Origin of the sequence: Streptomyces sp. NPDC058051 (genome assembly GCF_042885475.1) — a bacterium.
Classification (GTDB): Bacteria; Actinomycetota; Actinomycetes; order Streptomycetales; family Streptomycetaceae; genus Streptomyces.
Map to the genome: position 1 here is coordinate 329,860 of NZ_JBHVRW010000004.1, position 22,461 is coordinate 352,320.

General features: G+C 69.8%; 19 protein-coding genes. 1 reads left to right on the forward strand and 18 read right to left on the reverse strand.

Going from position 1 to position 22,461, the window contains the following annotated elements; translation table 11 throughout:
• Positions 1–135 precede the first annotated feature (135 nt).
• The 6 genes from ACFVUT_RS09440 to ACFVUT_RS09465 form a co-directional block, all read right to left on the reverse strand.
• Positions 136–714 carry a dienelactone hydrolase family protein gene (locus ACFVUT_RS09440; RefSeq protein WP_389646062.1) on the reverse strand — a complete coding sequence of 193 codons (579 nt, stop codon included), beginning with the start codon at positions 712–714 and terminating at the stop codon, positions 136–138.
• 31 nt (positions 715–745) lie between these two features.
• Complete coding sequence (locus tag ACFVUT_RS09445) at positions 746–2,332, reverse strand: Na+/H+ antiporter (RefSeq protein WP_389646059.1); 1,587 nt, start codon at positions 2,330–2,332, stop codon at positions 746–748.
• Positions 2,333–2,733: 401 nt separating this feature from the next.
• Positions 2,734–3,210 carry a GNAT family N-acetyltransferase gene (locus ACFVUT_RS09450; protein WP_389646056.1) on the reverse strand — a complete coding sequence of 159 codons (477 nt, stop codon included), beginning with the start codon at positions 3,208–3,210 and terminating at the stop codon, positions 2,734–2,736.
• A complete protein-coding gene (locus ACFVUT_RS09455; RefSeq protein WP_389646053.1) occupies positions 3,207–4,148 on the reverse strand; it encodes an RluA family pseudouridine synthase in 942 nt (313 codons plus the stop codon). The genes ACFVUT_RS09450 and ACFVUT_RS09455 overlap by 4 nt, the downstream gene beginning before the upstream one ends.
• 24 nt (positions 4,149–4,172) lie before the next feature.
• The gene (gene lspA / locus ACFVUT_RS09460; RefSeq protein WP_389646050.1) at positions 4,173–4,763 is read right to left on the reverse strand and encodes a signal peptidase II; all 591 of its coding nucleotides are present in this window, start codon (positions 4,761–4,763) and stop codon (positions 4,173–4,175) included.
• Positions 4,764–4,821: 58 nt separating this feature from the next.
• On the reverse strand, positions 4,822–5,757 hold the full coding sequence (locus ACFVUT_RS09465; RefSeq protein WP_389646047.1) for a TraR/DksA family transcriptional regulator: 936 nt from the start codon (positions 5,755–5,757) through the stop codon (positions 4,822–4,824).
• 543 nt (positions 5,758–6,300) lie between these two features.
• Here ACFVUT_RS09465 and ileS point away from each other — a divergent pair.
• Positions 6,301–9,483: an isoleucine--tRNA ligase gene (gene ileS / locus ACFVUT_RS09470; RefSeq protein WP_389646044.1), complete on the forward strand. Its 3,183-nt coding sequence runs from the start codon at positions 6,301–6,303 to the stop codon at positions 9,481–9,483.
• 319 nt (positions 9,484–9,802) lie between these two features.
• Here the strand turns inward: ileS and ACFVUT_RS09475 are convergent, their stop codons facing one another.
• The 12 genes from ACFVUT_RS09475 to murF form a co-directional block, all read right to left on the reverse strand.
• Positions 9,803–10,936, reverse strand: a complete 1,134-nt coding sequence (locus ACFVUT_RS09475; RefSeq protein ID WP_389646041.1) for a DivIVA domain-containing protein — start codon at positions 10,934–10,936, stop codon at positions 9,803–9,805.
• Positions 10,937–10,985: 49 nt separating this feature from the next.
• Entirely contained in the window at positions 10,986–11,270 is a 285-nt protein-coding gene (locus tag ACFVUT_RS09480) for a YggT family protein (protein WP_389646038.1), read from the reverse strand.
• A gap of 73 nt (positions 11,271–11,343) precedes the next feature.
• Entirely contained in the window at positions 11,344–11,961 is a 618-nt protein-coding gene (locus ACFVUT_RS09485; RefSeq protein ID WP_389646035.1) for a cell division protein SepF, read from the reverse strand.
• A 126-nt stretch (positions 11,962–12,087) separates the two neighbouring features.
• The gene (locus ACFVUT_RS09490; RefSeq protein ID WP_389646032.1) at positions 12,088–12,807 is read right to left on the reverse strand and encodes a YggS family pyridoxal phosphate-dependent enzyme; all 720 of its coding nucleotides are present in this window, start codon (positions 12,805–12,807) and stop codon (positions 12,088–12,090) included.
• A 3-nt stretch (positions 12,808–12,810) separates the two neighbouring features.
• Entirely contained in the window at positions 12,811–13,572 is a 762-nt protein-coding gene (gene pgeF, locus ACFVUT_RS09495; RefSeq protein WP_389646029.1) for a peptidoglycan editing factor PgeF, read from the reverse strand.
• Positions 13,569–14,783, reverse strand: coding sequence for a cell division protein FtsZ (gene ftsZ, locus ACFVUT_RS09500; RefSeq protein ID WP_389646026.1), 1,215 nt, complete (start codon positions 14,781–14,783; stop codon positions 13,569–13,571). The genes pgeF and ftsZ overlap by 4 nt, the downstream gene beginning before the upstream one ends.
• A gap of 277 nt (positions 14,784–15,060) precedes the next feature.
• Positions 15,061–15,855, reverse strand: coding sequence for a cell division protein FtsQ/DivIB (locus tag ACFVUT_RS09505; RefSeq protein ID WP_389646023.1), 795 nt, complete (start codon positions 15,853–15,855; stop codon positions 15,061–15,063).
• A 51-nt stretch (positions 15,856–15,906) separates the two neighbouring features.
• The gene (gene murG, locus ACFVUT_RS09510; RefSeq protein ID WP_124718176.1) at positions 15,907–17,001 is read right to left on the reverse strand and encodes an undecaprenyldiphospho-muramoylpentapeptide beta-N-acetylglucosaminyltransferase; all 1,095 of its coding nucleotides are present in this window, start codon (positions 16,999–17,001) and stop codon (positions 15,907–15,909) included.
• A 6-nt stretch (positions 17,002–17,007) separates the two neighbouring features.
• Positions 17,008–18,447 carry a putative lipid II flippase FtsW gene (gene ftsW, locus ACFVUT_RS09515; protein WP_389646019.1) on the reverse strand — a complete coding sequence of 480 codons (1,440 nt, stop codon included), beginning with the start codon at positions 18,445–18,447 and terminating at the stop codon, positions 17,008–17,010.
• Between the two features lie 113 nt (positions 18,448–18,560).
• On the reverse strand, positions 18,561–19,988 hold the full coding sequence (gene murD / locus ACFVUT_RS09520) for a UDP-N-acetylmuramoyl-L-alanine--D-glutamate ligase (RefSeq protein WP_389646816.1): 1,428 nt from the start codon (positions 19,986–19,988) through the stop codon (positions 18,561–18,563).
• A complete protein-coding gene (gene mraY / locus ACFVUT_RS09525; RefSeq protein WP_389646017.1) occupies positions 19,985–21,055 on the reverse strand; it encodes a phospho-N-acetylmuramoyl-pentapeptide-transferase in 1,071 nt (356 codons plus the stop codon). Before mraY ends, murD begins: the two co-directional genes overlap by 4 nt.
• Positions 21,052–22,458, reverse strand: coding sequence for a UDP-N-acetylmuramoyl-tripeptide--D-alanyl-D-alanine ligase (gene murF, locus ACFVUT_RS09530; RefSeq protein WP_389646014.1), 1,407 nt, complete (start codon positions 22,456–22,458; stop codon positions 21,052–21,054). Before murF ends, mraY begins: the two co-directional genes overlap by 4 nt.
• Between the last annotated feature and the right edge of the window lie 3 nt (positions 22,459–22,461).

The window sequence follows — 22,461 nt, forward strand, 5'->3', positions numbered from 1 at the left end:
GGAGCGGGGCCCTTCGGACGGCCACGGCGCGGCAAGTCGGTCACGGCGTGGCACGTCGGTCACAGCGCGGCACGTCGGTCACAGCGCGGCACGTCGGTCACAGCGCGGAAAGTCGGTCACGGTATGCCGAGTCGGTCACAGCGTGGCGAGGAAACCGAGTGCGACCTTCCAGGCCAGCTCGGCGGAGGCCGCGTCATGGTCGGGCAGTTCGGCGTCCGTGAAGAGATGGCCCGCGCCCGGATAGCGGTAGATCTCGACATCGGCACCTGTGCGCCGCATCTGTAGGTACCAGGAGTTCAGCCAGTCGTGCGTCTCGAACGGATCCGGGTCCGCGACATGCAGTTGTACGGGCAGGTCGTCCACCGAGGCGTTCTCGGCGATGTCCGAGGTGCCGTGGAAGAGCAGCAGTCCGCGCGCCTTCTCATCACCGAGCGCCAGGGTCTGCGCGGTGGACGCGCCGAAGGAGAAACCCGCGTACACCAGGCCCCGCTCGGAGTAGGGCGCGGCGGCCAGCACGGCCCGCCTGAGGAGTTCGTCCTTGCCCACCTCTTCCTTGAAGGCCAGGCCCTCCTCGACGGTTTCGAAGGTGCGTCCCTCGAAGAGGTCGGGCACCTGCACCTCGTGACCGGCGGCGCGCAGCCGCGCGGCGGCCGCGTGCACCGCGGGGCGCAGACCGTACGTCGAGTGGAAAAGCATGATGTTCATGGGGCCCATGGTGCCAGTTGCGGTCGCGGTCGGCGCAGTGTCACCGCAGGCTGCGTACGTCCAGCTGCCGCAGCACCCGGTCGACGACCTCCGGGTCCGCGCCCGCCTCGTTGCGGGCGGAGAGCACCGCGTGGCGGGCGGCCGACATCATCTCGCGCTGGACGCGATGGACCGCCTTGAAGCGCTCGGCACGCTTCGCGTACGCCTCCCGACGCTCCTCGTCGACCATCTCGGGGCTGATCCGCGCGCCCATGTCGTACGCGAGTCGCTGCAGCCGCTCCACGACCTCGTCGGGGAACTCCTCGACCTCCTGGATCTCCTTGAACCGCTGCTTCGCCGCCTTCGCGGCGCGGATCGCGAGGTCCTTCTCCAGCGCATCCTCGGCGTCCGTGTCCGCACGGACACGGAGCTTGCGGACCAGCCACGGCAGGGTGAGCCCCTGGACGACCAGCGTGGCCATGATCACGGCGAAGGCGATGAAGATGATCTCGTCACGGCCCGGGAACGGCTTCCCGTCGTCCGTCTTCAGCGGAATCGCGAGCGCCAGCGCGACCGAGGCCACTCCGCGCATCCCGGACCACCACATGACGACGGTCTCCCGCCAGCTGGTGGGGATGTCCTCGCTGACGTCACGCCGGGTGTGCAGTCGCTTGGTGAGCCAGGTCGCGGGCAGCAGATACAGCAGCCGTACGCCGACGACGACCGCGACGACGGCCAGGCCCCAGCCGAGCAGCTGGAGTTCGCGCCCGTCGGCCGTTCCGAAGACGTTGTGCAGTTCGAGGCCGATCAGCCCGAAGGCCACCCCGGTGACGAGGGTGTCGACGATCTCCCAGAAGGTGCGGCCGGTGAGACGCCCGAGGACGTCGTCGGCGTCGGCGGTGTGCTCGGCGAGGAACAGCGCGGTGGTGAGGACGGCGAGGACACCCGACCCCATCAACTCCTCCGCGAGCACATAACTCACGAACGGCACCAGCAGGGTGAGGCCGACCTGGAGCGTGGCATCACCGAGCAGCCCCATCAGCTTGATGGTGATCCAGCCGAGCGCGAGCCCCACCACCAGGGCGACGACCGCCGAGAGGACCAGCAGCCCGAACGCCTCCGGCACCGAGAACGTACCGCTCACCGCGGCGGCGACCGCCACGTGGTACAGCACGATCGCGGTCACATCGTTGAACAGCCCCTCGCCCTCCAGGATGGAGACGAGCCTGCGCGGCAGCCCGACCGAGCCCGCGACGGCCGTCGCCGCGACCGGGTCGGGCGGGGCGACGAGCGCGCCGAGCGCCACGGCGGCGGCGATGGGCAGCCCCGGGACGATCGCGTTGGCGACCACGGCGACAGCGGCCGTCGTGATGAAGACCAGCGCCACGGCGAGCAGAAAGATCGGTCGTTTATTGGCGGCGAACTGCCGCCAGGAGGTGCGCTGCACGGAGGCGTAGAGCAGCGGCGGCAGCAGCGCGGGAAGGATGATCTCGGGCGGAATGTTCACATTCGGCACGAAGCTGACGAACGCCAGGCCGACTCCGGCGAGCGTCATCAGTACGGGCGCGGGCAGTCCGAGACGCTCCCCCAGTGGCACCATGACCACAGCTCCGAGCAACAGCAGGAGGAGCAGTGCCATTTGGTCCACGAGGTGCCTTCCGAAACGCGGCGAGCCGACCTCCGCGGTCGGTGATCTGGACTTCAAGCGTGCCACGGAGGTCCTGCGAACCGGACAACGCCCCCTCTGCAGTGCCTACCTGACCGGCTATTCCTCCGATGTATCTCTGACGTCCCGTCGGCGGATCACCCCGTACGTCGAGGTGCGGGCGACGGACGCGTCCCGTCCGGCAGAAACGTTCCGCACGCCGAGGCCCACCGGCGCGCACCACGCGATCCGCTCTTCCGGGCGGACCAGGAGGAAGCCATGGCCGCCGCTGCCCCGGCCCGAAGCCAGTCGGCGAGCACGCCGGGCGTACGCGCGCGGTCGGCGACTCGCCACGGACCGGGGCGGACTCCGGCTCAGCACGGCCGGGGCGGGGTCCGTCGCCGCTACAGAGCCCTGCGCATCGCCCGGTGCGCAATCCCGGCGTCCGGGAATTCGGGACCGTACGCCACGTATCCGAGCCGCTCGTAGAAGCCGAGCGCATGCGTCTGGGCATGCAGGTCGACGGCGGCCAGACCGAGCCCGCGGGCCGCGTCCTCGATGGCGCGCACCAGCGCCGCTCCGACGCCGAGGCCGCGCGCCCGACCGGTCACCGCCAGCCGGCCGAGGGAACCCACGGCGAGGTCGCCGCCGGTCTTGGCCGCGGCGGCCGGGCCGTGCAGCAGGCGCCCGGTGCCGAGCGCGGAGCCGTTCGCCGCGACGGCGATCACATGCACCGCGTCGGCGTCGTAGGCGTCGTACTCGATCTCCTCGGGGACGTTCTGCTCACCGACGAAGACTTCCTTGCGAACCTGGAAGCAGGCGGCGCGGTCCTGCTCGTCGACGGCGGTACGAGTGGTGTACGAGGCAGGCGTGCCGGTCATTCGCTCTCCGCCGCGATCTTGTCCAGGGCGTTCTGAAGGTCGTCGGGGTAGCTGCTGGAGAACTCCACCCAGCTGCCGTCGGACGGGTGCTCGAAGCCGAGCCGGACGGCGTGCAGCCACTGCCTCGTCAGGCCGAGGCGCTTGGCCATCGTCGGATCGGCGCCGTAGGTGAGGTCTCCGACACAGGGGTGCCGATGGGCCGACATGTGCACGCGGATCTGGTGGGTGCGGCCCGTCTCCAGCTTGATGTCCAGGAGGCTGGCGGCGCGGTAGGCCTCGATGAGGTCGTAGTGGGTCACGGAGGGCTTGCCCTCGGCCGTGACGGCCCACTTGTAGTCGTGGTTGGGGTGGCGCCCGATGGGGGCGTCGATGGTGCCGCTCATCGGGTCCGGGTGGCCCTGCACCAGTGCGTGGTACTTCTTCTCGACGACCCGGTCGCGGAACTGCGCCTTCAGCAGGGTGTAGGCCCGCTCGGACTTGGCGACGACCATCAGACCGGAGGTGCCGACGTCGAGGCGGTGGACGATGCCCTGGCGCTCGGCGGCGCCGGACGTCGAGATCCGGTAGCCGGCCGCGGCGAGACCGCCGATCACCGTCGTGCCGGTCCAGCCGGGGCTCGGATGGGCGGCGACCCCGACCGGCTTCACGATCACGACGATGTCGTCGTCGTCGTGCACGATCTCCATGCCCTCGACGGGCTCGGCGACGATCTGCACCGGAGCGGGCGCCTGCGGCATCTCCACTTCCAGCCAGGCGCCGCCCCGTACCCTCTCGGACTTCCCGACCACCGCGCCGTCCACCTGCACCTTCCCGGCCGCGGCCAGATCGGCGGCCTTGGTGCGGGAGAAACCGAACATCCGGGAAATGGCGGCGTCGACACGCTCGCCCTCCAGACCGTCGGGTACGGGCAGGGTGCGGACCTCGGGATACGTACTCACCTGATCGAGTATGCCTTGCGCCCGCTAGTCCTTGTGCACGGTGCCGTCAGGGTCCAGACCCTTGAAGGAGAGGATCACGATCAGGATTCCGCCGCAGACGATCGCGGAGTCGGCCAGGTTGAAAACGGCGAAGTGCGCGGGCGAGATGAAGTCCACCACCGCTCCCCGGAAGACGCCGGGAGCACGGAAGAGGCGGTCGGTGAGGTTCCCGAGCGCTCCGCCGAGCAGCAGGCCCAGCGCGATGGCCCAGGGCAGGCTGTAGAGCTTGCGGGCGAGGCGGGCGATCACGACGATGACGCTCGCCGCGATGACGGTGAAGATGACCGTGTATGCCTCACCGAAGCTGAACGCGGCGCCCGAGTTGCGGATCACCTCGAACCTCAGCCAGTCACCGAAGACCTGGACCGGCTGGTGGTGCTCCAGCTTCGCGACCACGACGATCTTGCTGGACAGGTCGAGCAGAAAGGCGAAGACGGCGACCACGAAGAGAATGGCGATCCTCCGCCTGCCTCTGCCCGGGGCCGGCTCCTCGACCCGGTCCGCGGCCTCGTCCCCTTCGGCCCCCTCGGCATCGGGGATGTCCGGCGTACCGATGATGCGCTCCGCCTCTGCCACGTGAGTCCCTCAACCTAGGTTTCCGACTGAGGACGAGGGTACGACACACGACCGCGAATCAGCCGCGCCGCTCCTGCTTCTGTTTGTCCTCGACGCAGAGCGTGGCGCGGGGGAACGCCTGCATCCGCGCCTTGCCGATCGGATTGCCGCAGACCTCGCACAGTCCGTACGTCCCGGCGTCGAGACGGGCCAGTGCGCGTTCGGTCTGGTCGAGCATCTCCTGGGCGTTGGCGGCGAGCGACATCTCGTGCTCGCGCGTGATGTTCTTCGTGCCGGTGTCCGCCTCGTCGTCACCCGCCCCGTCGCCGGAGTCGCGCATCAACCCGGCGAGTGCGGCGCCCGCGGCCTCCAGCTCGCTGCGCAGCCGCATGATCTCGCTGCTCAGCAGGGCCCGTGCCTCGTCGACCTCTTCCGGTGTCCAGGGGTCCTCACCCGGCCGGACCGCCAGCTCGCCCGGGACTGTCGTGACGACTCCCCCGGTCGCCGGCACGGGCGCCGCGCCCTTGCCGGCCGTTCGGGTCCTGGCCGCGCTCTTCTTGGCTACCACCGTGTGGGCTCCCGTCTGCTCGGCGGCCTCGGCCGCCATCGTGGCCGCCTCAGCGGCCTTCTTCGAAGCCTTCTTCGCCGCGCTCTTCCTCGCAGGCGCCTTCTCGGCCTGTCCCGTGTGCTCGGCGGGCGCCGCCCGCTTGCGGGCCGCGGTCCTCTTCGCGGCGGACTTCTTCGCCGCCGCCTTCGTCGCCGCTGTCTTCTTCGCGGCTGTCTTCTTCGCCGCTTCCTTCTTCGCCGTGGACTTCTTCGCCGCGGACTTCTTCATGACCGACGCGCCCGGGCCGGCCGAGGGGGCCGTCTCCCCGGCCGCCGTCCCTCCGGCAGCCGTCTCCGCGTCCGTGCGCGAGCCGTCCTCCGGGCCCGCCTCTCCGCCCTTCCTCCCGGCCGCCGCACCCGTGGATCTCGCCGACTCCGACTTCTTCGCGGCGGTCTTCTTCGCCGTCATGGCCGCGGCCCCTTCACATATTGTGATCTTGCACGCGAATCGTGCTGGGACGATAAGTCGACCCCAGCCCCGCGGCAACGGGGCACGCCGCCGCATCGCCCCTCCCCGGCTCCGGACACCGACGCGCCTGAATCCGTTGTGCCCAGCTCCCCGCCGGGTAATCCGCCGCCCCGCCGTGCCGCCGCACCCCGCACAGGGGGGCCTGCCCATTCGGGTCACGCACCGCCCCACGGGTTGAACCGGTCGGCCGTCGCCCGTACGGGCCCGTACACTGGCGTCAGCGAGAGGCGTGGATGGGACGAGTAGCGTCGTACGCAGCCAGAAGCGACCCGGGGACGGTGTAAGCCCGGGGGCGAGCGCGTCGTGAAGATCACCCGGAGCCGTCGGAAGAAAGCCGCAGGGCGAGTAGAACCGGCATCGCGACCCCAATGAGGGGGCCACGGGCGCACACGCCCGGGGCCAAGGAGGGTGGTACCGCGGGAGTCGAGGAGGCTCTCGTCCCTCCGACGGAAGTGGAAAACGTCCGCCGGAGGAAGTCCGCCCATGACATCGCCGCAGTACCGCCAGGTACCCGCCCAGGTCGACCTGCCCGCGCTGGAGCACGCCGTGCTCGACTTCTGGCGCGAGAGCAAGGTCTTCGCCAAGAGCCTCGCCCAGTCCGAGGGCCGCCCCGAGTGGGTCTTCTACGAGGGCCCGCCCACCGCCAACGGCATGCCCGGCGCCCACCACATCGAGGCCCGCGTCTTCAAGGACGTCTTCCCGCGCTTCCGCACCATGCAGGGCTACCACGTCGGCCGCAAGGCCGGCTGGGACTGCCACGGACTGCCGGTCGAGCTCGCGGTCGAGAAGGAGCTGGGCTTCAACGGCAAGAAGGACATCGAGGCGTACGGCATCGCCGAGTTCAACGCCAAGTGCCGCGAGTCCGTGACCCGTCACACCGACGCGTTCACCGAGCTCACGACCCGCATGGGCTACTGGGTCGATCTCGACGACGCCTACCGCACGATGGACCCCGAGTACGTCGAGTCGGTGTGGTGGTCGCTGAAGGAGATCTTCAACAAGGACCTGCTGGTCCAGGACCACCGTGTCGCCCCCTGGTGCCCCCGCTGCGGCACGGGCCTGTCCGACCACGAGCTGGCCCAGGGCTACGAGACGGTCGTCGACCCGTCGGTCTTCGTGCGCTTCCCCCTCACCTCCGGCCCGCTGGCAGGCGACGCCTCCCTCCTCGTCTGGACGACCACCCCCTGGACCCTGGTCTCCAACACCGCCGTCGCCGCGCATCCCGACGTCACGTACGTCGTCGCGACCGACGGCGAGGAGAAACTCGTCGTCGCCCAGCCCCTCGTCGAGAAGGCGCTGGGCGAGGGCTGGGAGGCCACCGGTCAGACCTTCACCGGCCGCGAGATGGAGCGCTGGACGTACGAGCGGCCGTTCACCCTGGTGGACTTCCCGAGCACCGGCGAGGGAAGCGACGGACACCGCCCGGCCGAGGCGCATTACGTCGTCAACGCCGAGTACGTGACCACCGAGGACGGTACGGGTCTCGTCCACCAGTCCCCCGCCTTCGGCGCCGACGACCTTCTCGTCTGCCGCGCCTACGGACTCCCGGTCGTGAACCCGGTCCGCCCCGACGGCACCTTCGAGGAGAATCTGCCGCTGATCGGCGGCGTCTTCTTCAAGAAGGCCGACGAGGCACTCACCGCGGACCTGGCCGCCCGCGGCAAGCTCTTCCGGCACGTCCCGTACGAGCACAGCTACCCGCACTGCTGGCGCTGCCACACCGCGCTGCTCTACTACGCGCAGCCGTCGTGGTACATCCGCACGACCGCCATCAAGAACCGGCTGCTCGAAGAGAACGAGAAGACCAACTGGTTCCCCGACTCGGTCAAGAACGGCCGCTTCGGCGACTGGCTGAACAACAACGTCGACTGGGCGCTGTCCCGTAACCGCTACTGGGGCACCCCGCTGCCGATCTGGCGCTGCGAGGACAGCCACCTCACGTGCGTCGGCTCGCGTGCCGAGCTGAGCGAGCTCACCGGCACCGACCTCTCCGGTCTCGACCCGCACCGCCCGTTCATCGACGAGATCACCTTCACCTGCTCGCAGGAGAACTGCCAGCTGGAGGCGTACCGCGTCCCGGAGGTCATCGACGCCTGGTACGACTCGGGCTCGATGCCGTTCGCACAGTGGGGCTATCCCTACAAGAACAAGGAGCTCTTCGAGAGCCGCTATCCGGCACAGTTCATCTCGGAGGCCATCGACCAGACCCGCGGCTGGTTCTACACGCTGATGGCGGTCGGCACGCTGGTCTTCGACAAGTCGTCCTACGAGAACGTGGTCTGCCTGGGCCACATCCTGGCCGAGGACGGCCGCAAGATGTCCAAGCACCTCGGGAACATCCTTCAGCCGATCCCCCTCATGGACCAGCACGGCGCGGACGCGGTGCGCTGGTTCATGGCGGCGGGCGGCTCCCCGTGGGCGGCACGCCGGGTCGGCCACAACACCATCCAGGAGGTCGTCCGCAAGACCCTCCTGACGTACTGGAACACGGTCGCCTTCCAGGCCCTGTACGCCCGTACGTCCCACTGGGCGCCCTCGGCGGCCGACCCGGCCCCGGCGGAGCGCACGGTCCTGGACCGCTGGCTGCTGAGCGAGCTGAACGCACTGGTGGACCAGGTCACACAGGCCCTGGAGGGATACGACACCCAGCGCGCCGGCAAGCTCCTGTCATCGTTCGTCGACGACCTGTCCAACTGGTACGTACGCCGCTCGCGCCGCCGCTTCTGGCAGGGCGACAAGGCCGCGCTGCGCACCCTGCACGACGTCGTCGAGACCGTGACCCGGCTGATGGCCCCGCTCACCCCGTTCATCACCGAGCGGGTCTGGCAGGACCTGGTGGCTCCGGTCACGCCGGACGCCCCCGAGTCGGTCCACCTCTCCGCCTGGCCGAAGGCGGACCTCTCGGTCGTCGACCCGACGCTCTCCAGCCAGATGGCGCTGGTGCGCCGCCTGGTCGAGCTGGGCCGGGCCACCCGCGCCGAGTCGGGCGTCAAGACCCGTCAACCGCTCTCCCGGGCCCTCGTCGCGGCAGCGGGCTTCGAGTCCCTCTCGCCCGAGCTGCACGCCCAGATCACGGAAGAGCTGAACGTCTCCTCGCTGGCCTCCCTCTCCGAGGTGGGCGGGTCATTGGTCGACACCACGGCCAAGGCGAACTTCCGTGCGCTGGGCAAGCGGTTCGGCAAGGGTGTCCAGGCGGTGGCCAAGGCGGTCGCCGACGCCGACGCGGCAGCGCTCTCGCTGGCCCTGCGCGAAGGCACGGCATCGGTCGAGGTGGACGGTGAGACGATCTCCCTCTCCCCCGACGAGGTGATCATCACCGAGACACCGCGCGAAGGCTGGTCGGTGGCCTCCGACTCGGGCGCGACGGTCGCCCTGGACCTGGAGATCACCCCCGAGCTGCGGCGCGCGGGCCTCGCCCGTGACGCGATCCGGCTCATCCAGGAGGCCCGGAAGAACAGCGGCCTGGACGTCGCGGACCGCATCGCTGTCCGCTGGGCATCCGCCTCCCCCGCCACGGTGGAGGCCCTGACCACGCACGCGGCCCTGATCGCGGACGAGGTCCTGGCGCTGGACTACGCACAGGGCGAGGCGGACGACACCTACGGCACCCCGTTCGAGGACGAGGGCCTGTCCCTGACGTTCCGCCTCCGCAAGACGGAGCGGTAACGCCCACCCCGCTCGGAGGCCCGCCGGACGAACAGTCCGGCGGGCCTCCGGCTTCCCCTCCCCCGGCGAGCGAGGGATCCCCCTGACCGCCCCACAGCGACGCCGAGGGGGCCTGCTCTCCGCCGTCCCGGAGTCCGAGGCACGGTGGCCGAAGACGGAGCCCCGGATCGGGAACGTACGGGCAGGCGAACGCCCGGCGCATACGGCCCACGGCACCCCGCGCTCCCGCCGCCCATGGCAAAAGGGCCGGGCCCCGGGGAAACCCCGGGGCCCGGCCCTCAGCCTGCCGACGGCTACGCGCTCATCGCGCGCACCCGGCTCAGTTGTCGTCCTCGTCGATGAGGAACCCGCGCATCGGCGAAGGAGCCTGCTGCATGGGCTGCGGCGCCTGCGGCCGCACCGGCGCCATCGGCTGGGTCATCGCCGGCGTCATCTGCTGCTGGCCACCGTAGGACGGTCCGCCGCTCATGGACGGGTTGCCGCCCATCTGCTGGTTGCCGTGACCGCCGTGGTTGCCGCCCATGGTGTGCCCCATGGCACCCGCACCGGCCGGAGCCAGCGAGGGCGACGGCGGCAGCGAAGCGGTCGCCGGGGTCCGCGGCGGGGCCAGCGAGTCGTCGGCCTGGGTCTCCAGCTGACGGAGCTGGCTCTCCAGGTAGGACTTCAGCCGGGTCCGGTACTCGCGCTCGAAGCCGCGCAGGTCCTCGACCTTGCGCTCCAGCGTCGCGCGGGCCGACTCCAGCGAGCCCATCGCCACGCGGTGCTTCTCCTGGGCGTCCCGCTCCAGCGCGTCCGCCTTGGCACGCGCGTCCCGCTCCAGGCCCTCGGCGCGGCTGCGCGCCTCGCCGACGATCTTGTTGGCCTCGGAACGGGCCTCCGCGATCGCCTGGTCGGCGGTCTGCTGCGCGAGCGAGAGGACACGGGCGGCGCTGTCGCCGCCGGGGCCCTGCCCGGGCTGCTGCATCTGCGGCGGCTGCTGCATCTGCTGCATCTGCTGCTGCGGGGCGTGACCACCCATGGGACCACCCATGGGGCCACCCATGGGACCGCCCTGCATCGGACCGGGGCCGTGCGGGACCGGACCGTGCGGGCCCTGAGGACCAGGACCGTGACCGCTGGGACCGGCGGGCAGCTGCGGAGCACCACCGGGCAGCTGGGGCGGACCCATCTGCGGGGGCTGCTGCTGGACCGGCGGACCCGATATGGCGGCGGGCACGGGGGCCCCGGGCCGGTCCTGCGGCTCCGGCTTGCGCATTCCCTGCTGCTGGTTCTGCGCGGCGGCACGGGTGGCGGCGGCCAGCTTGGCGCGCAGGTCCTCGTTCTCACGAAGCAGACGGGTCAGCTCGCCCTCGACCTCGTCGAGGAAGGCATCGACCTCGTCCTCGTCATAGCCTTCTCGGAGGCGGACGGTCGTGAACTGCTTGTTCCGCACGTCCTCGGGGGTCAGCGGCATCTCTTCTTCACCTCTACGTAGTCGTCGGCAGTCGGCAAGACCGTATCGCTCACAGCCTGATCACGATCCTGATCAGGATGTAGACGATGATCATCAGAACGAAGAAGGACAGGTCGAGTGCCACGCCCCCGAGACGCAGCGGCGGAATGAACCGCCGCAGAAGCTTGAGCGGTGGATCCGTGACAGTGTAGGTGGCCTCAAGTATGACCACCATCGGCTTGCCGGGCTGCCATGAACGTGCGAACTGGAAGACATAGTCCATGACCAGCCGGAAGATCAGCACGATGAGGAAACACATCAGCGCGATATAGACAACCTGCACTGCGACGCCCATTTCGCGCTTCCCTCTCCCCTGGCTCTCGTGTAGCTCCGGCCTTGCGGGCCGGGTTGTTCCCGGTGTCGTGTTCTCAGCTCTGGTTGAAGAATCCGCCCTCAGCGATGCGGGCCTTGTCCTCCGCCGTGACATCGACGTTAGCAGGCGACAACAGGAACACCTTCTGCGTCACACGCTCAATGCTGCCATGGAGACCGAAGACGAGTCCTGCGGCAAAGTCGACAAGTCGCTTCGCGTCCGTATCGTCCATCTCCGTGAGATTCATGATCACCGGAGTGCCCTCACGGAAGTGTTCCCCGATGGTACGGGCCTCGTTGTAGGTCCTGGGGTGCAGTGTGGTGATGCGGTAGGGCTCCCGCTCGGACACGACCTTGGGCATGATCACCGGTGCGTTCTTCTCCATGTTCGGGCGTTCAGGTGTGATGGACGCCACGGGGGCGATTCGGGCGGGTCGCTCTCTCTCCGCCGGGATCTGAACCGGCTCCCGCTGCGCGGGAGGCTGCACCACTCGTACCGGTTCGTCCCTCTCCCGCTCCCGCTCCACCTGATGCGCGGGCTGATGCCGCCGCCGGTCGCGCTCGGGCTCGGGCTCGGGTTCGAATTCGTCGTCGGGGTCGAACCCCGGACCGTCGTACCCATCGTCCTCCACGAGGCCGAGGTAGACCGCCATCTTGCGCATCGCGCCGGCCATGCTCTGAGTCCTCCGCTCTGTGGTGGATCGGCATCTGTCACCAAGTGCCCCGCGATCCACTGAGGCCTGCCCGCCAAAGGCGGGAATGACCATATTTTCTGCTGTGGTCCGACTTGCTTGGCGACGTTACCCGAGCCTCGGTCGGACTCCGAGTACCGCCGTACCGACGCGCACATGTGTCGCTCCGGCCGCAACCGCGTCCTCAAGGTCCGCACTCATCCCTGCGGAGACCATGTTCGCAGCCGGATGGTTCCCGCGCAGGCGGGATGAGAATTCCATCAGCCGGTCGAAGGCGGCGCGCGGCCGTCCCGCGTACGGTCCGGCGAGCGGTGCGACGGTCATCAGACCCCCGAGCCGCAGCCCGGGCGAGGACGCGACCGCCGCGGCCAACTCCTCGATCCCGTCCGGCGCGACACCGCCCCGGTCACCACGCTCGCCGCTCTGCGCGTCGAGTGCGACCTGGATGAGGCAGCCGAGCTCTCGCCCCTCACGCACGGCCGCGGCCGAGAGCGCCGTGACCAATTTGAGCCGATCTACCGACTGCACGACATCGGCATAACTCGCCACAGAACGAACCTTATTGGTCTGCAATTGACCAACAAAGTGCCACGTGAGCGACAGATCCGCACATTCGGCCGCCTTGGGCGCCGCGTCCTGGTCACGATTCTCTGCGACATGACGCACACCGAGTTCATGCAGAATCCGCACATCGCTCGCGGGGTAGGTCTTGGTGACCGCGACGAGGGTCACTTCCTCCCGCTTGCGGCCCGCGGCGGCACAGGCGGAAGCGATACGTTCCTCCACCTGCGCCAGATTTGCGGCGAGTTGCTTCTTACGGTCCGTCATGCCCTACCCGTCCAACCAGACATATCCGGCGAGCCGCCCAGTGGTGCGGTCGCGGCGGTACGAGAAGTGGTCGCCCGATTCGAGGGTGCAGACGGGCGACGCCTGCCGGTCCTGGATCCCGAGGGCCTCCAGCTGGGCGTGGACCCCCGCGGTGACATCCACGGCCGGGGTACCCCAGCTGGTCTCGGACCATGAGGCCGGGACGCTCTCGGCGACCTCGGCGCGCATCCGGGCCGGGACTTCGTAGCACCGTCCGCAGACCGCCGGCCCGGTACGGGCGAGGATCCGGGAGGGCTCGGCTCCGAGACCGGTCATGGCCTCGACCACCGCGGGGACGACTCCGGCGACCAGACCGGGACGGCCCGCGTGCGCGGCCGCCACGACCCCGGCGACCGGGTCGGCGAGCAGTACGGGGGTGCAGTCGGCGGTGAGTACGGCGAGCGGGAGCCCGCGCCGTACGGTCACCACCGCGTCGACCGCGGGAATGTCCGAAGCGTCTCCCCACGGGCCGTCGACGATCGCGACGTCCCGTCCGTGCACCTGGTTCATCCAGACGACGCGCGCCGGGTCCAGGCCGAGGGCCCGTGCGGCGCGCTCCCGATTGGCGAGAACGGCGGCGGGGTCGTCACCGACCGCGCCACCGAGGTTGAGCTCCTCGTACGGAGCGGCGCTCACCCCGCCCCACCTGTCGGTGAAGGCGAAGTGCGCGCGACCCCCCGAGGTTACTGAAGACACTTCGGGCACTGCGTGGTGCGGAGCTATCACTTCAAGAAGTCCGGAACATCCAGCTCTTCGACCTGGGAGTCCTGGTAGGGACGGGCCGGCGGGATGTGCGGCGGAGAGACCGGGGGAAGGTGGCTCTCACCGGCCGCGGCCACGGGCTCGGACTGGACCGCGGGCTCCTCGCGCGGGGGCACGGAGCCCAGTCCGCCGCCCTGGCGCACGGGCTCGGCGCTGCGGACCGGCGGGACCGACTCCTCGCGCTTCGCGGAGTTCGCACCCAGGACGTTCTCGCGACGGGCCGGCGGCTGTCCGCCGTCGAAGCCCGCGGCGATCACCGTGACGCGCACCTCGTCGCCCAGCGCGTCGTCGATGACCGCACCGAAGATGATGTTCGCCTCGGGGTGCGCCGCCTCGCTCACCAGCTGGGCCGCCTCGTTGATCTCGAAGAGACCGAGGTCGCTGCCGCCGGAGATGGAGAGCAGGACACCACGGGCGCCGTCGATGGACGCCTCCAGGAGCGGCGAGGAGATCGCCATCTCCGCGGCGGCCACCGCGCGGTCGTCGCCGCGGGCGGAACCGATGCCCATGAGTGCGGATCCGGCCTCGGACATGACCGACTTCACGTCGGCGAAGTCGAGGTTGATCAGACCCGGGGTCGTGATGAGGTCGGTGATGCCCTGGACACCCGAGAGCAGCACCTGGTCGGCCGACTTGAACGCGTCGAGCACGCTGACCTGGCGGTCCGAGATGGACAGCAGCCGGTCGTTGGGGATGACGATGAGGGTGTCGACCTCTTCGCGGAGCTCGGCGATGCCGTCCTCCGCCTGGTTCGCGCGTCGCCGGCCCTCGAAGGTGAACGGGCGGGTGACCACGCCGATCGTCAGGGCGCCGAGCGATCGCGCGATGTTGGCGACGACGGGTGCGCCGCCGGTGCCGGTGCCGCCGCCCTCTCCGGCGGTGACGAAGACCATGTCGGCCCCCTTGAGGACCTCCTCGATCTCCTCACGGTGGTCCTCTGCCGCCTTGCGACCGACGGCCGGGTTGGCCCCGGCGCCGAGGCCGCGGGTGAGTTCACGGCCGACGTCGAGCTTGACGTCGGCGTCGCTCATCAACAGGGCTTGCGCATCCGTGTTGATCGCGATGAACTCGACGCCCTTGAGACCGACCTCGATCATTCGGTTGATGGCATTGACACCACCGCCGCCGACACCGATGACCTTGATGACTGCGAGGTAGTTCTGCGGTGCTGCCACGTCGAAGGCCTCTCGCCTCGATTTACGTGTCGTCGCTCTGCGGTAGTACCGCCGCGACGACGGATGCCGATTGGGGCGGTCCGAAACGCCGACCCAAACCCTAACGTTGAAGTTTAGGGTTACCAGTGTGTCTGCTTCATGGACTCTTCCGAACAGGACACTAAGTCGACAAGTGGCGCACGTTCAACGAACACGCCGAACCTCCCGTTTTTCTTTTCACCCTATGTGATCACCCGTAGCGCTGACCAACCAGGGTGCTGGCCAGGCGAAATGCGCGTCAACTACCCGATACGGCCGGGGCGGTGGGCGCACTGACGTCGAAGTGCCCCGCTTTGGGCGCGGTTTTCATGAGAGCGGTGAGGACCTTCGCCTTCACCGGCCCCCCTTCGGAGCTGCCCCAGACCACCGTTCGCTTCCGGGTGAGCTCCAGGGAGATCGAGTCGTACGAGGTGACCCGCAGGACCTTGGTGTCCTTGGCGACGCCGACCGGAAGGTCACCGGCGACGCGCACCGCCTCCCGCACCAGCCGGGCACTGCCGAAGCGACGCAGGCTCGCGGACTGATCGGGCATCAATTCGAGCAAAGGTACATGTCCGGGTGAGGTGTCCACCGTGGCGAAGCGCACGCCTTTCGCGTCCACTTCAATGAACTTTGCACCCTTTTTCACCAGCAGAACGGGTTGCCGTTCCGTCACCTTAAGTCTGATTCCGTGCGGCCATGACCGCACGACATCCACCGAATCGATACGAGGCAGCTTCTGGCGCAACCGGCCGGCGATGGCGTCGGTGTCCACGGAGATCAGCGGAGCACCGATCGGCACGTCCGCGGCGGCCTCCACCTCGGCCGGTGTCAGCACGTCGACCCCGGTGGTCCTGACCTGTTGGGTGCGCAGCCAGGAGGAGCCGTAGAGCGCCCAGACGGCGCCGGAGCCGAGCAGCAGCACGAGCACGCCGCTCACGGCCAGCTGCCTGCGGCTGGGCCGTCTGCGCCCCTCGGGGCGCGGGCGCGGCGGGCGGGCGGAGGAGTCCTGCTGCTGTTCTGCACCGCGCTGGGCGGTCGTCGGTCCGGCCACGCTCGCTCCTTCTGCCGGGTCCGGGGGCGGCTGCCCCCGGACCCGTCCGCCTCACGCGCCTCGGCGTGCGGCAATCGCCTCGTACACCATGCCGACGAGCAGGTCGTCGGCGTCCCGGCGGCCGAACTCGGCGGCGGCGCGGGACATCTCGTACAGCCGGTGCGGATCGGCCAGCACCGGAAGGACGTTGCCCTGCACCCACTCGGGAGTGAGCGCCGCGTCGTCCACCAGCAGGCCGCCGCCGGCGTTGACCACCGGCTGGGCGTTGAGCCGCTGTTCGCCGTTGCCGATCGGCAACGGTACGTAGGCGGCGGGAAGCCCGACGGCGGAGAGCTCGGCGACGGTCATCGCGCCCGCGCGGCAGAGCATCATGTCGGCCGCCGCGTACGCGAGGTCCATCCGGTCCACGTACGGTACCGGGATGTAGGGCGGCATCCCGGGCATGTTGTCGACGCGCGGCAATTCGTTCTTCGGGCCGACCACGTGCAGGATCTGGATCCCGGAGCGCTGCAGCAGCGGAGCGACCCGCTGGACCACCTCGTTGAGGTGGCGGGCGCCCTGCGAGCCGCCGGAGACCAGCAGCGTCGGCAGGTTCGGGTCGAGGCCGAAGGCGGCACGCGCTTCGGGACGGACCCGGGCCCGGTCCAGGGTGGCGATGGTCCGGCGCAGCGGGATACCGATGTAGCGGGCACCGCGCAGCTTGCTGTCGGGGGTGGAGACGGCGACCCCGTGGGCGTACCGCGAACCGATCTTGTTGGCCAGGCCCGGCCGGGCGTTGGCCTCATGGACGACGATCGGCACACCGGCCCGCTTCGCGGCGAGATAGCCGGGCAGGGCGACATAGCCGCCGAAGCCGACCACGCAGTCCGCCTTGGTGCGCTCCAGGATCTGCTCGGCCGCCTTGATGGTGCCGCGCAGCCGCCCCGGGACGGTGATCAGTTCCGGAGTGGGCTTGCGGGGCAGCGGCACGGCCGGGATCAGGGCGAGTTCGTACCCCCGCTCGGGTACGAGCCTGGTCTCCAGTCCGCGCTCCGTGCCGAGGGCAGTGATTCCCACGGTCGGGTCCTGCCTGCGCAGGGCGTCCGCGAGGGCAAGCGCGGGCTCGATGTGGCCGGCGGTCCCCCCACCGGCGAGTACGACATGCACCGAAATTCACCGCTCTCCGGACGGACGCTTCTTGACGCGCCGTCTCATCGTCTTCCATCTCACCCCGGGCCTCCGCATGGCCAGGGCCGCCTTCGCGGTGGGCTCCTGTCGCGCGAACGCGATCAGCAGCCCGACAGCGAACATGGTCGGCAGCAGGGCCGACCCTCCGTAGGAGAACAGCGGGAGCGGGACACCGGCGATCGGCAGCAGGCCGAGCACCGCACCGATGTTGATCACGGCCTGCACCGTGATCCAGGTGGTCACACCTCCCGCGGCGTACCTCACGAAGGGGTCCTCCGTGCGTCCGGCCACGCGGATACCCGCATAGCCTAGAGCCGCGAAGAGGGCGAGCACCGACAGCGTCCCCGCCAGCCCCAGTTCCTCCCCGGTGATGGCGAAGATGAAGTCGGTGTGAGGTTCAGGCAGTTGGCCCCATTTTTCCACACTCGCACCGAGCCCGGATCCGAACCATCCGCCGGACGCCAGGGCGTAGATGCCGTGCACGGCCTGCCAGCAGGAGTCCCCCGGGCCCGGTTCACTGGCGCCGATGCAGGCGAGCCGGGACATCCGGTTCGGACTGGTCTTGATCAGCACGAAGGCGATCATTCCGGCGAAGGCGAGCACCCCGGCGAAGAGCCGGGTGGGGGCCCCGGCCAGCCAGAGCAGTCCGAACAGGATCGCCGTGAGAATGATCGCAGTGCCCATGTCACCACCGAGCATGATCAGCCCGAGGAGCATGAAGGCGACCGGTACGAGCGGTACGAGCATGTGCTTCCACTGCGTCAGCAGCCGTTTGTCCTGTTTGCGGGCGAGCAGGTCCGCGCCCCACAGGACCAGGGCGAGCTTTCCGAACTCGCTGGGCTGGAGCTGGAAGGGGCCGCCCAGATAGAGCCAGTTCTGGTTGCCGTTGACCGACATCCCTATCCCCGGCACCTGGACCAGCACCATCAGGAAGACGGTTCCCATGAGCAGTGGATAGGCGAACGCGCGGTGCAGCTTGGTGGGCATCCGGGCGGCGAGCGCCATCAGCCCGGCGCCGATGACGGCGGCGAGGAACTGTTTGCGGAAGAAGTAGGTGCCGGGTTTGTCCAGCTCCAGGGCCTTGATCATCGAGGCGGAGTAGACCATCACCAGGCCGAGGACGGTGATCAGCAGGCCGGCGCCCAGGATCAGGTAGTACGCGGTCAGAGGGCGGTCCCAGGCCCTGCGTGCCCGCTCGTACGTCCGCCGGATGCCGCCCCCGGGAGAGCGGGAGCCGCCGGTGGAGCGCTTCTGGGAGCGGGGCTCCGAGGGGCCCCGGTAGCCGGCGTCCGACCGGACCCGCAGAGCGGGGCCGAGGGTCGCCGGGGCGGCCGCGAGCCGGGATGGGGCGAGAGCCCGGCTGATCGCCGCGGTGGCCCGTGGGCGGTCCCCGCGGGGCCCGGCGGAGCTCTCTTCGGCCGGCATCGTCGCTGTCCCCTCCACTGCTCGTGCCCGGGACCACCGCCGAGGGCCAAGGGCCGTGGCACGGCCGCCCACGTCCGGTCCTGCCGGAGACGGTACGGCGCGGGGCCGGGCCGTCAGGCGCTCTCGGCGGCGAGTGCGCGGACCGCGTCCGCGAACGCCTCGCCCCGCTTGTTGTAGTTGACGAACATGTCCATCGAGGCGCAGGCCGGGGCCATCAGTACGGTGTCTCCCGGCCGGGCGAGCCGTGCCGCCTCGCGGACCGCCTCGGACATCGCCCCAGTGTCGGTCCGGTCGAGGTCGACCACCGGGACCTCGGGGGCGTGTCGCGCCAGGGCTTCGCGGATCAGGGCACGGTCGCGGCCGATCAGTACGACGCCCCGCAGCCGCCCCGCGGCCCCGGCCACCAGCTCGTCGAAGGTGGCGCCCTTGGCGAGTCCTCCGGCGATCCAGACGATCGGCTCGTAGGCCGCGAGGGATGCCTCGGCGGCGTGGGTGTTGGTGGCCTTGGAGTCGTCGACGTACGCGACCTGGGCGACGTCCGCGACGTGCTCGATGCGGTGCGGGTCCGGGCGGAAGGCCCGCAGCCCGTCCCGTACGGCCGCGGGCTCGACGCCGAAGGCGCGGGCCAGGGCCGCGGCCGCCAGGGCGTTGGCGATGTTGTGCGGGGCCGGCGGGTTGACGTCGGTGACCTCGGCGAGCTCCTGGGCCTGCTTCTGCCGGTTCGTCACGAAGGCGCGGTCGACGAGGATGCCGTCGACGACGCCCAGTTGCGACGGACCCGGTGTGGCCAGGGTGAAGCCGATGGCGCGGCAGCCCTCTTCGACATCGGCCTCGCGGACCAGGTCCTCGGTCGCCTTCTGCTCGGCGTTGTACACGCAGGCGACCCGGTTGCCCTCGTAGATCCGGCCCTTGTCCGCGGCGTACGCCTCCATGGAGCCGTGCCAGTCGAGGTGGTCGGGTGCCAGGTTGAGGACGGCCGCGGAGTGGGCGCGCAGCGAGGGCGCCCAGTGCAGCTGGTAGCTGGAGAGTTCGACGGCGAGCACGTCGTACTTCTCTTCGCCGAGGACGGCGTCGAGGAGGGAGACGCCGATGTTGCCGACAGCGGCGGTGCGCAGCCCGGCCGCCTCCAGGATCGAGGCGAGCATCCGGACGGTCGTGGTCTTGCCGTTGGTGCCGGTGACCGCGAGCCACGGTGCGGGTTCCCTGCCGTCAAGTCCGCGCAGCCGCCAGGCGAGTTCGACGTCGCCCCAGACCGGGACGCCCGCCTCGGCGGCTGCGGCGAAGAGCGGCTTGTCGGGCTTCCAGCCGGGGGTGGTGACGATGAGCTCGGTGGACTCGGGCAGGGTCGCCCCGTCGCCGAGGCGCACGGTGATGCCCTGCGCCTCCAGCTTCGCGGCCTGCGTACGGGAACGCTCGTCGTCCCCGTCGTTGACCACCGTGACGACGGCCCCGAGGCCGTTCAGCACCTCGGCCGCCGGGATGCCGGAGACACCGAGCCCCGCGACGGTGACGTGCTTGCCCTGCCAGTCCTGGTTGCTCACTTCTCGGCTGCCCATCCCGCGTAGAAGAGACCGAGTCCGACGATCACGCACATGCCCTGGATGATCCAGAAGCGGACCACGACAAGGACTTCGGACCACCCCTTGAGTTCGAAGTGGTGCTGGAGCGGCGCCATCCGGAAGACCCGCTTGCCGGTCATCTTGAAGGAACCGACCTGGATGACCACGGACATGGTGATCATCACGAAGAGGCCGCCGAGGATGGCCAGCAGGAACTCGGTGCGGGAACAGATCGCCAGGCCGGCGAGCGCGCCGCCGAGGGCGAGCGATCCGGTGTCACCCATGAAGATCTTGGCGGGCGAGGTGTTCCACCACAGGAAGCCGAAGCAGGCGCCCATCAGGGCGGAGGCGACGACGGCCAGGTCGAGTGGGTCGCGCACCTGGAAACAGGCGTTGGGGTTGGTCAGGGTCATCGCGTTGGCGCAGGACTCCTGGAACTGCCACAGCCCGATGAAGGTGTACGCGCCGAAGACCATCACCGACGCGCCGGTGGCCAGGCCGTCCAGACCGTCCGTCAGGTTCACGCCGTTGGACATGGCGAGAATCATGAACAGGGCCCAGACGACGAACAGAACCGGGCCGATCGACCAGCCGAAGTCCGCGACGAACGACAGCTTCGTGGAGGCAGGGGTGTTGCCGCGGGAGTCGGCGAACTGGAGCGAGAGCACGGCGAAGGCGATACCGACGATCAGCTGGCCGGTCATCTTCGCCTTCGCCCGCAGGCCGAGCGAGCGCTGCTTGACGATCTTGATGTAGTCGTCGAGGAAGCCGACGAGACCCATGCCGGTCATCAGGAAGAGCACCAGCACCCCGGAGAAGCGCATCTCTTCGCCGGTGATCAGCTTCGCCGCGAGGTACGCGACGATCGTCGCCAGGATGAAGGCAATACCGCCCATGGTGGGCGTGCCCTTCTTCGACCCGTGGGTGCGCGGGCCGTCGTCCCGGATGAACTGCCCGTATCCCTTGCGGGCCAGCAGCTTGATCAGCAGCGGAGTCCCGACCAGGGTCAGGAAGAGCCCGATGGCCCCCGCGAAGAGAATCTGCCTCATCGGCCGGTGACCTCGCCCTCGGACGCGTTCTCCAGCAGTGCCGTAACGACCTGCTCCAGGCCGACCGACCGGGACGCCTTCACCAGCACGACGTCTCCCGGGCGCAGTTCACTGCGCAACAGGTCGACGGCAGCCTGTGCGTCGGACACGTGCACCGACTCCTCACCCCACGAACCCTCGTTGTATGCGCCCAGTCGCAGCCAGGAGGCCTCTCTGCCCCCGACCGCGACGAGCTTGCTGACGTTGAGTCGGACGGCGAGCCGCCCGACCGCGTCGTGCTCGGCGAGCGAGGCGTCGCCCAGCTCGGCCATGGGGCCGAGCACCGCCCACGTACGCCGGCCCTTCCCCATGGCGACCAGTGCGCGCAGCGCTGCCTTCATGGATTCGGGGTTCGCGTTGTAGGCGTCATTGACGAACGTCACGCCGTCCGGACGCTCGGTGACCTCCATGCGCCAGCGGGAGAGGGTGCCCGCCTCGGAGAGCCCTTCGGCGATCTCGTCTGCGGACAGGCCCAACTCATGGGCGACGGCGGCCGCGGCGAGCGCGTTCGACACGTGGTGCTCACCGTACAGGCGCATGGTCACGTCGCTGCACCCGGTGGGTGTGTGGAGCTTGAAAGTGGGGCGTCCGTCGTCGGTGAGACGGACATTCTCTCCCCGTACGTCCGCATCCGCGGCTTCGCCGAAGAGGAGCAGCCGGGCCTTCGTGCGTGCGGACATGGCGCGCACGAGCGGGTCGTCGGCGTTGAGCACGGCGACGCCGTCCTCGGGCAGGGACTCGACCATCTCGCCCTTGGCCTGGGCGATCTGCTCCCGTCCGCCGAACTCGCCGATGTGGGCGGTGCCGACGTTGAGGACGAGACCGATCCGCGGCGGGACGAGCTCCGTGAGGTACCGGATGTCGCCGATGTAGCGCGCGCCCATTTCGAGGACGAGGTGCTTCGTGTCCTCGGTGGCGCGCAGCGCGGTGAGCGGCAGGCCGATCTCGTTGTTGAGGTTGCCCGCCGGGTAGACGGTGGGCCCCTTGCGTTCGAGGAGCTGGGCGATGAGGTCCTTGGTGGAGGTCTTGCCCGCGGAGCCGGTGAGGGCGACGACGGTGCTGCCGAGGCGGCCGACGACGGCGCGGGCGAGCGCGCCGAGTGCGGCCACGACGTCATCGACGACGATCGCCGGTACACCGACGGGACGGGTGGCCAGCACGGCTGCCGCGCCCGCCTCGACGGCCCGCTGCGCGTAGTCGTGGCCGTCGACCCGCTCGCCGACGAAGGCGGCGAACAGGCTGCCTTGCTTCACCTCTCGGGAGTCGATGACCACGGGCCCGCTGACGGTTGCTGCCGGATCGGGTATGTCGTACGACTGCCCGCCGACGATTTCGGTGATCTCGGCGAGGGAAAGGGCGATCACTGG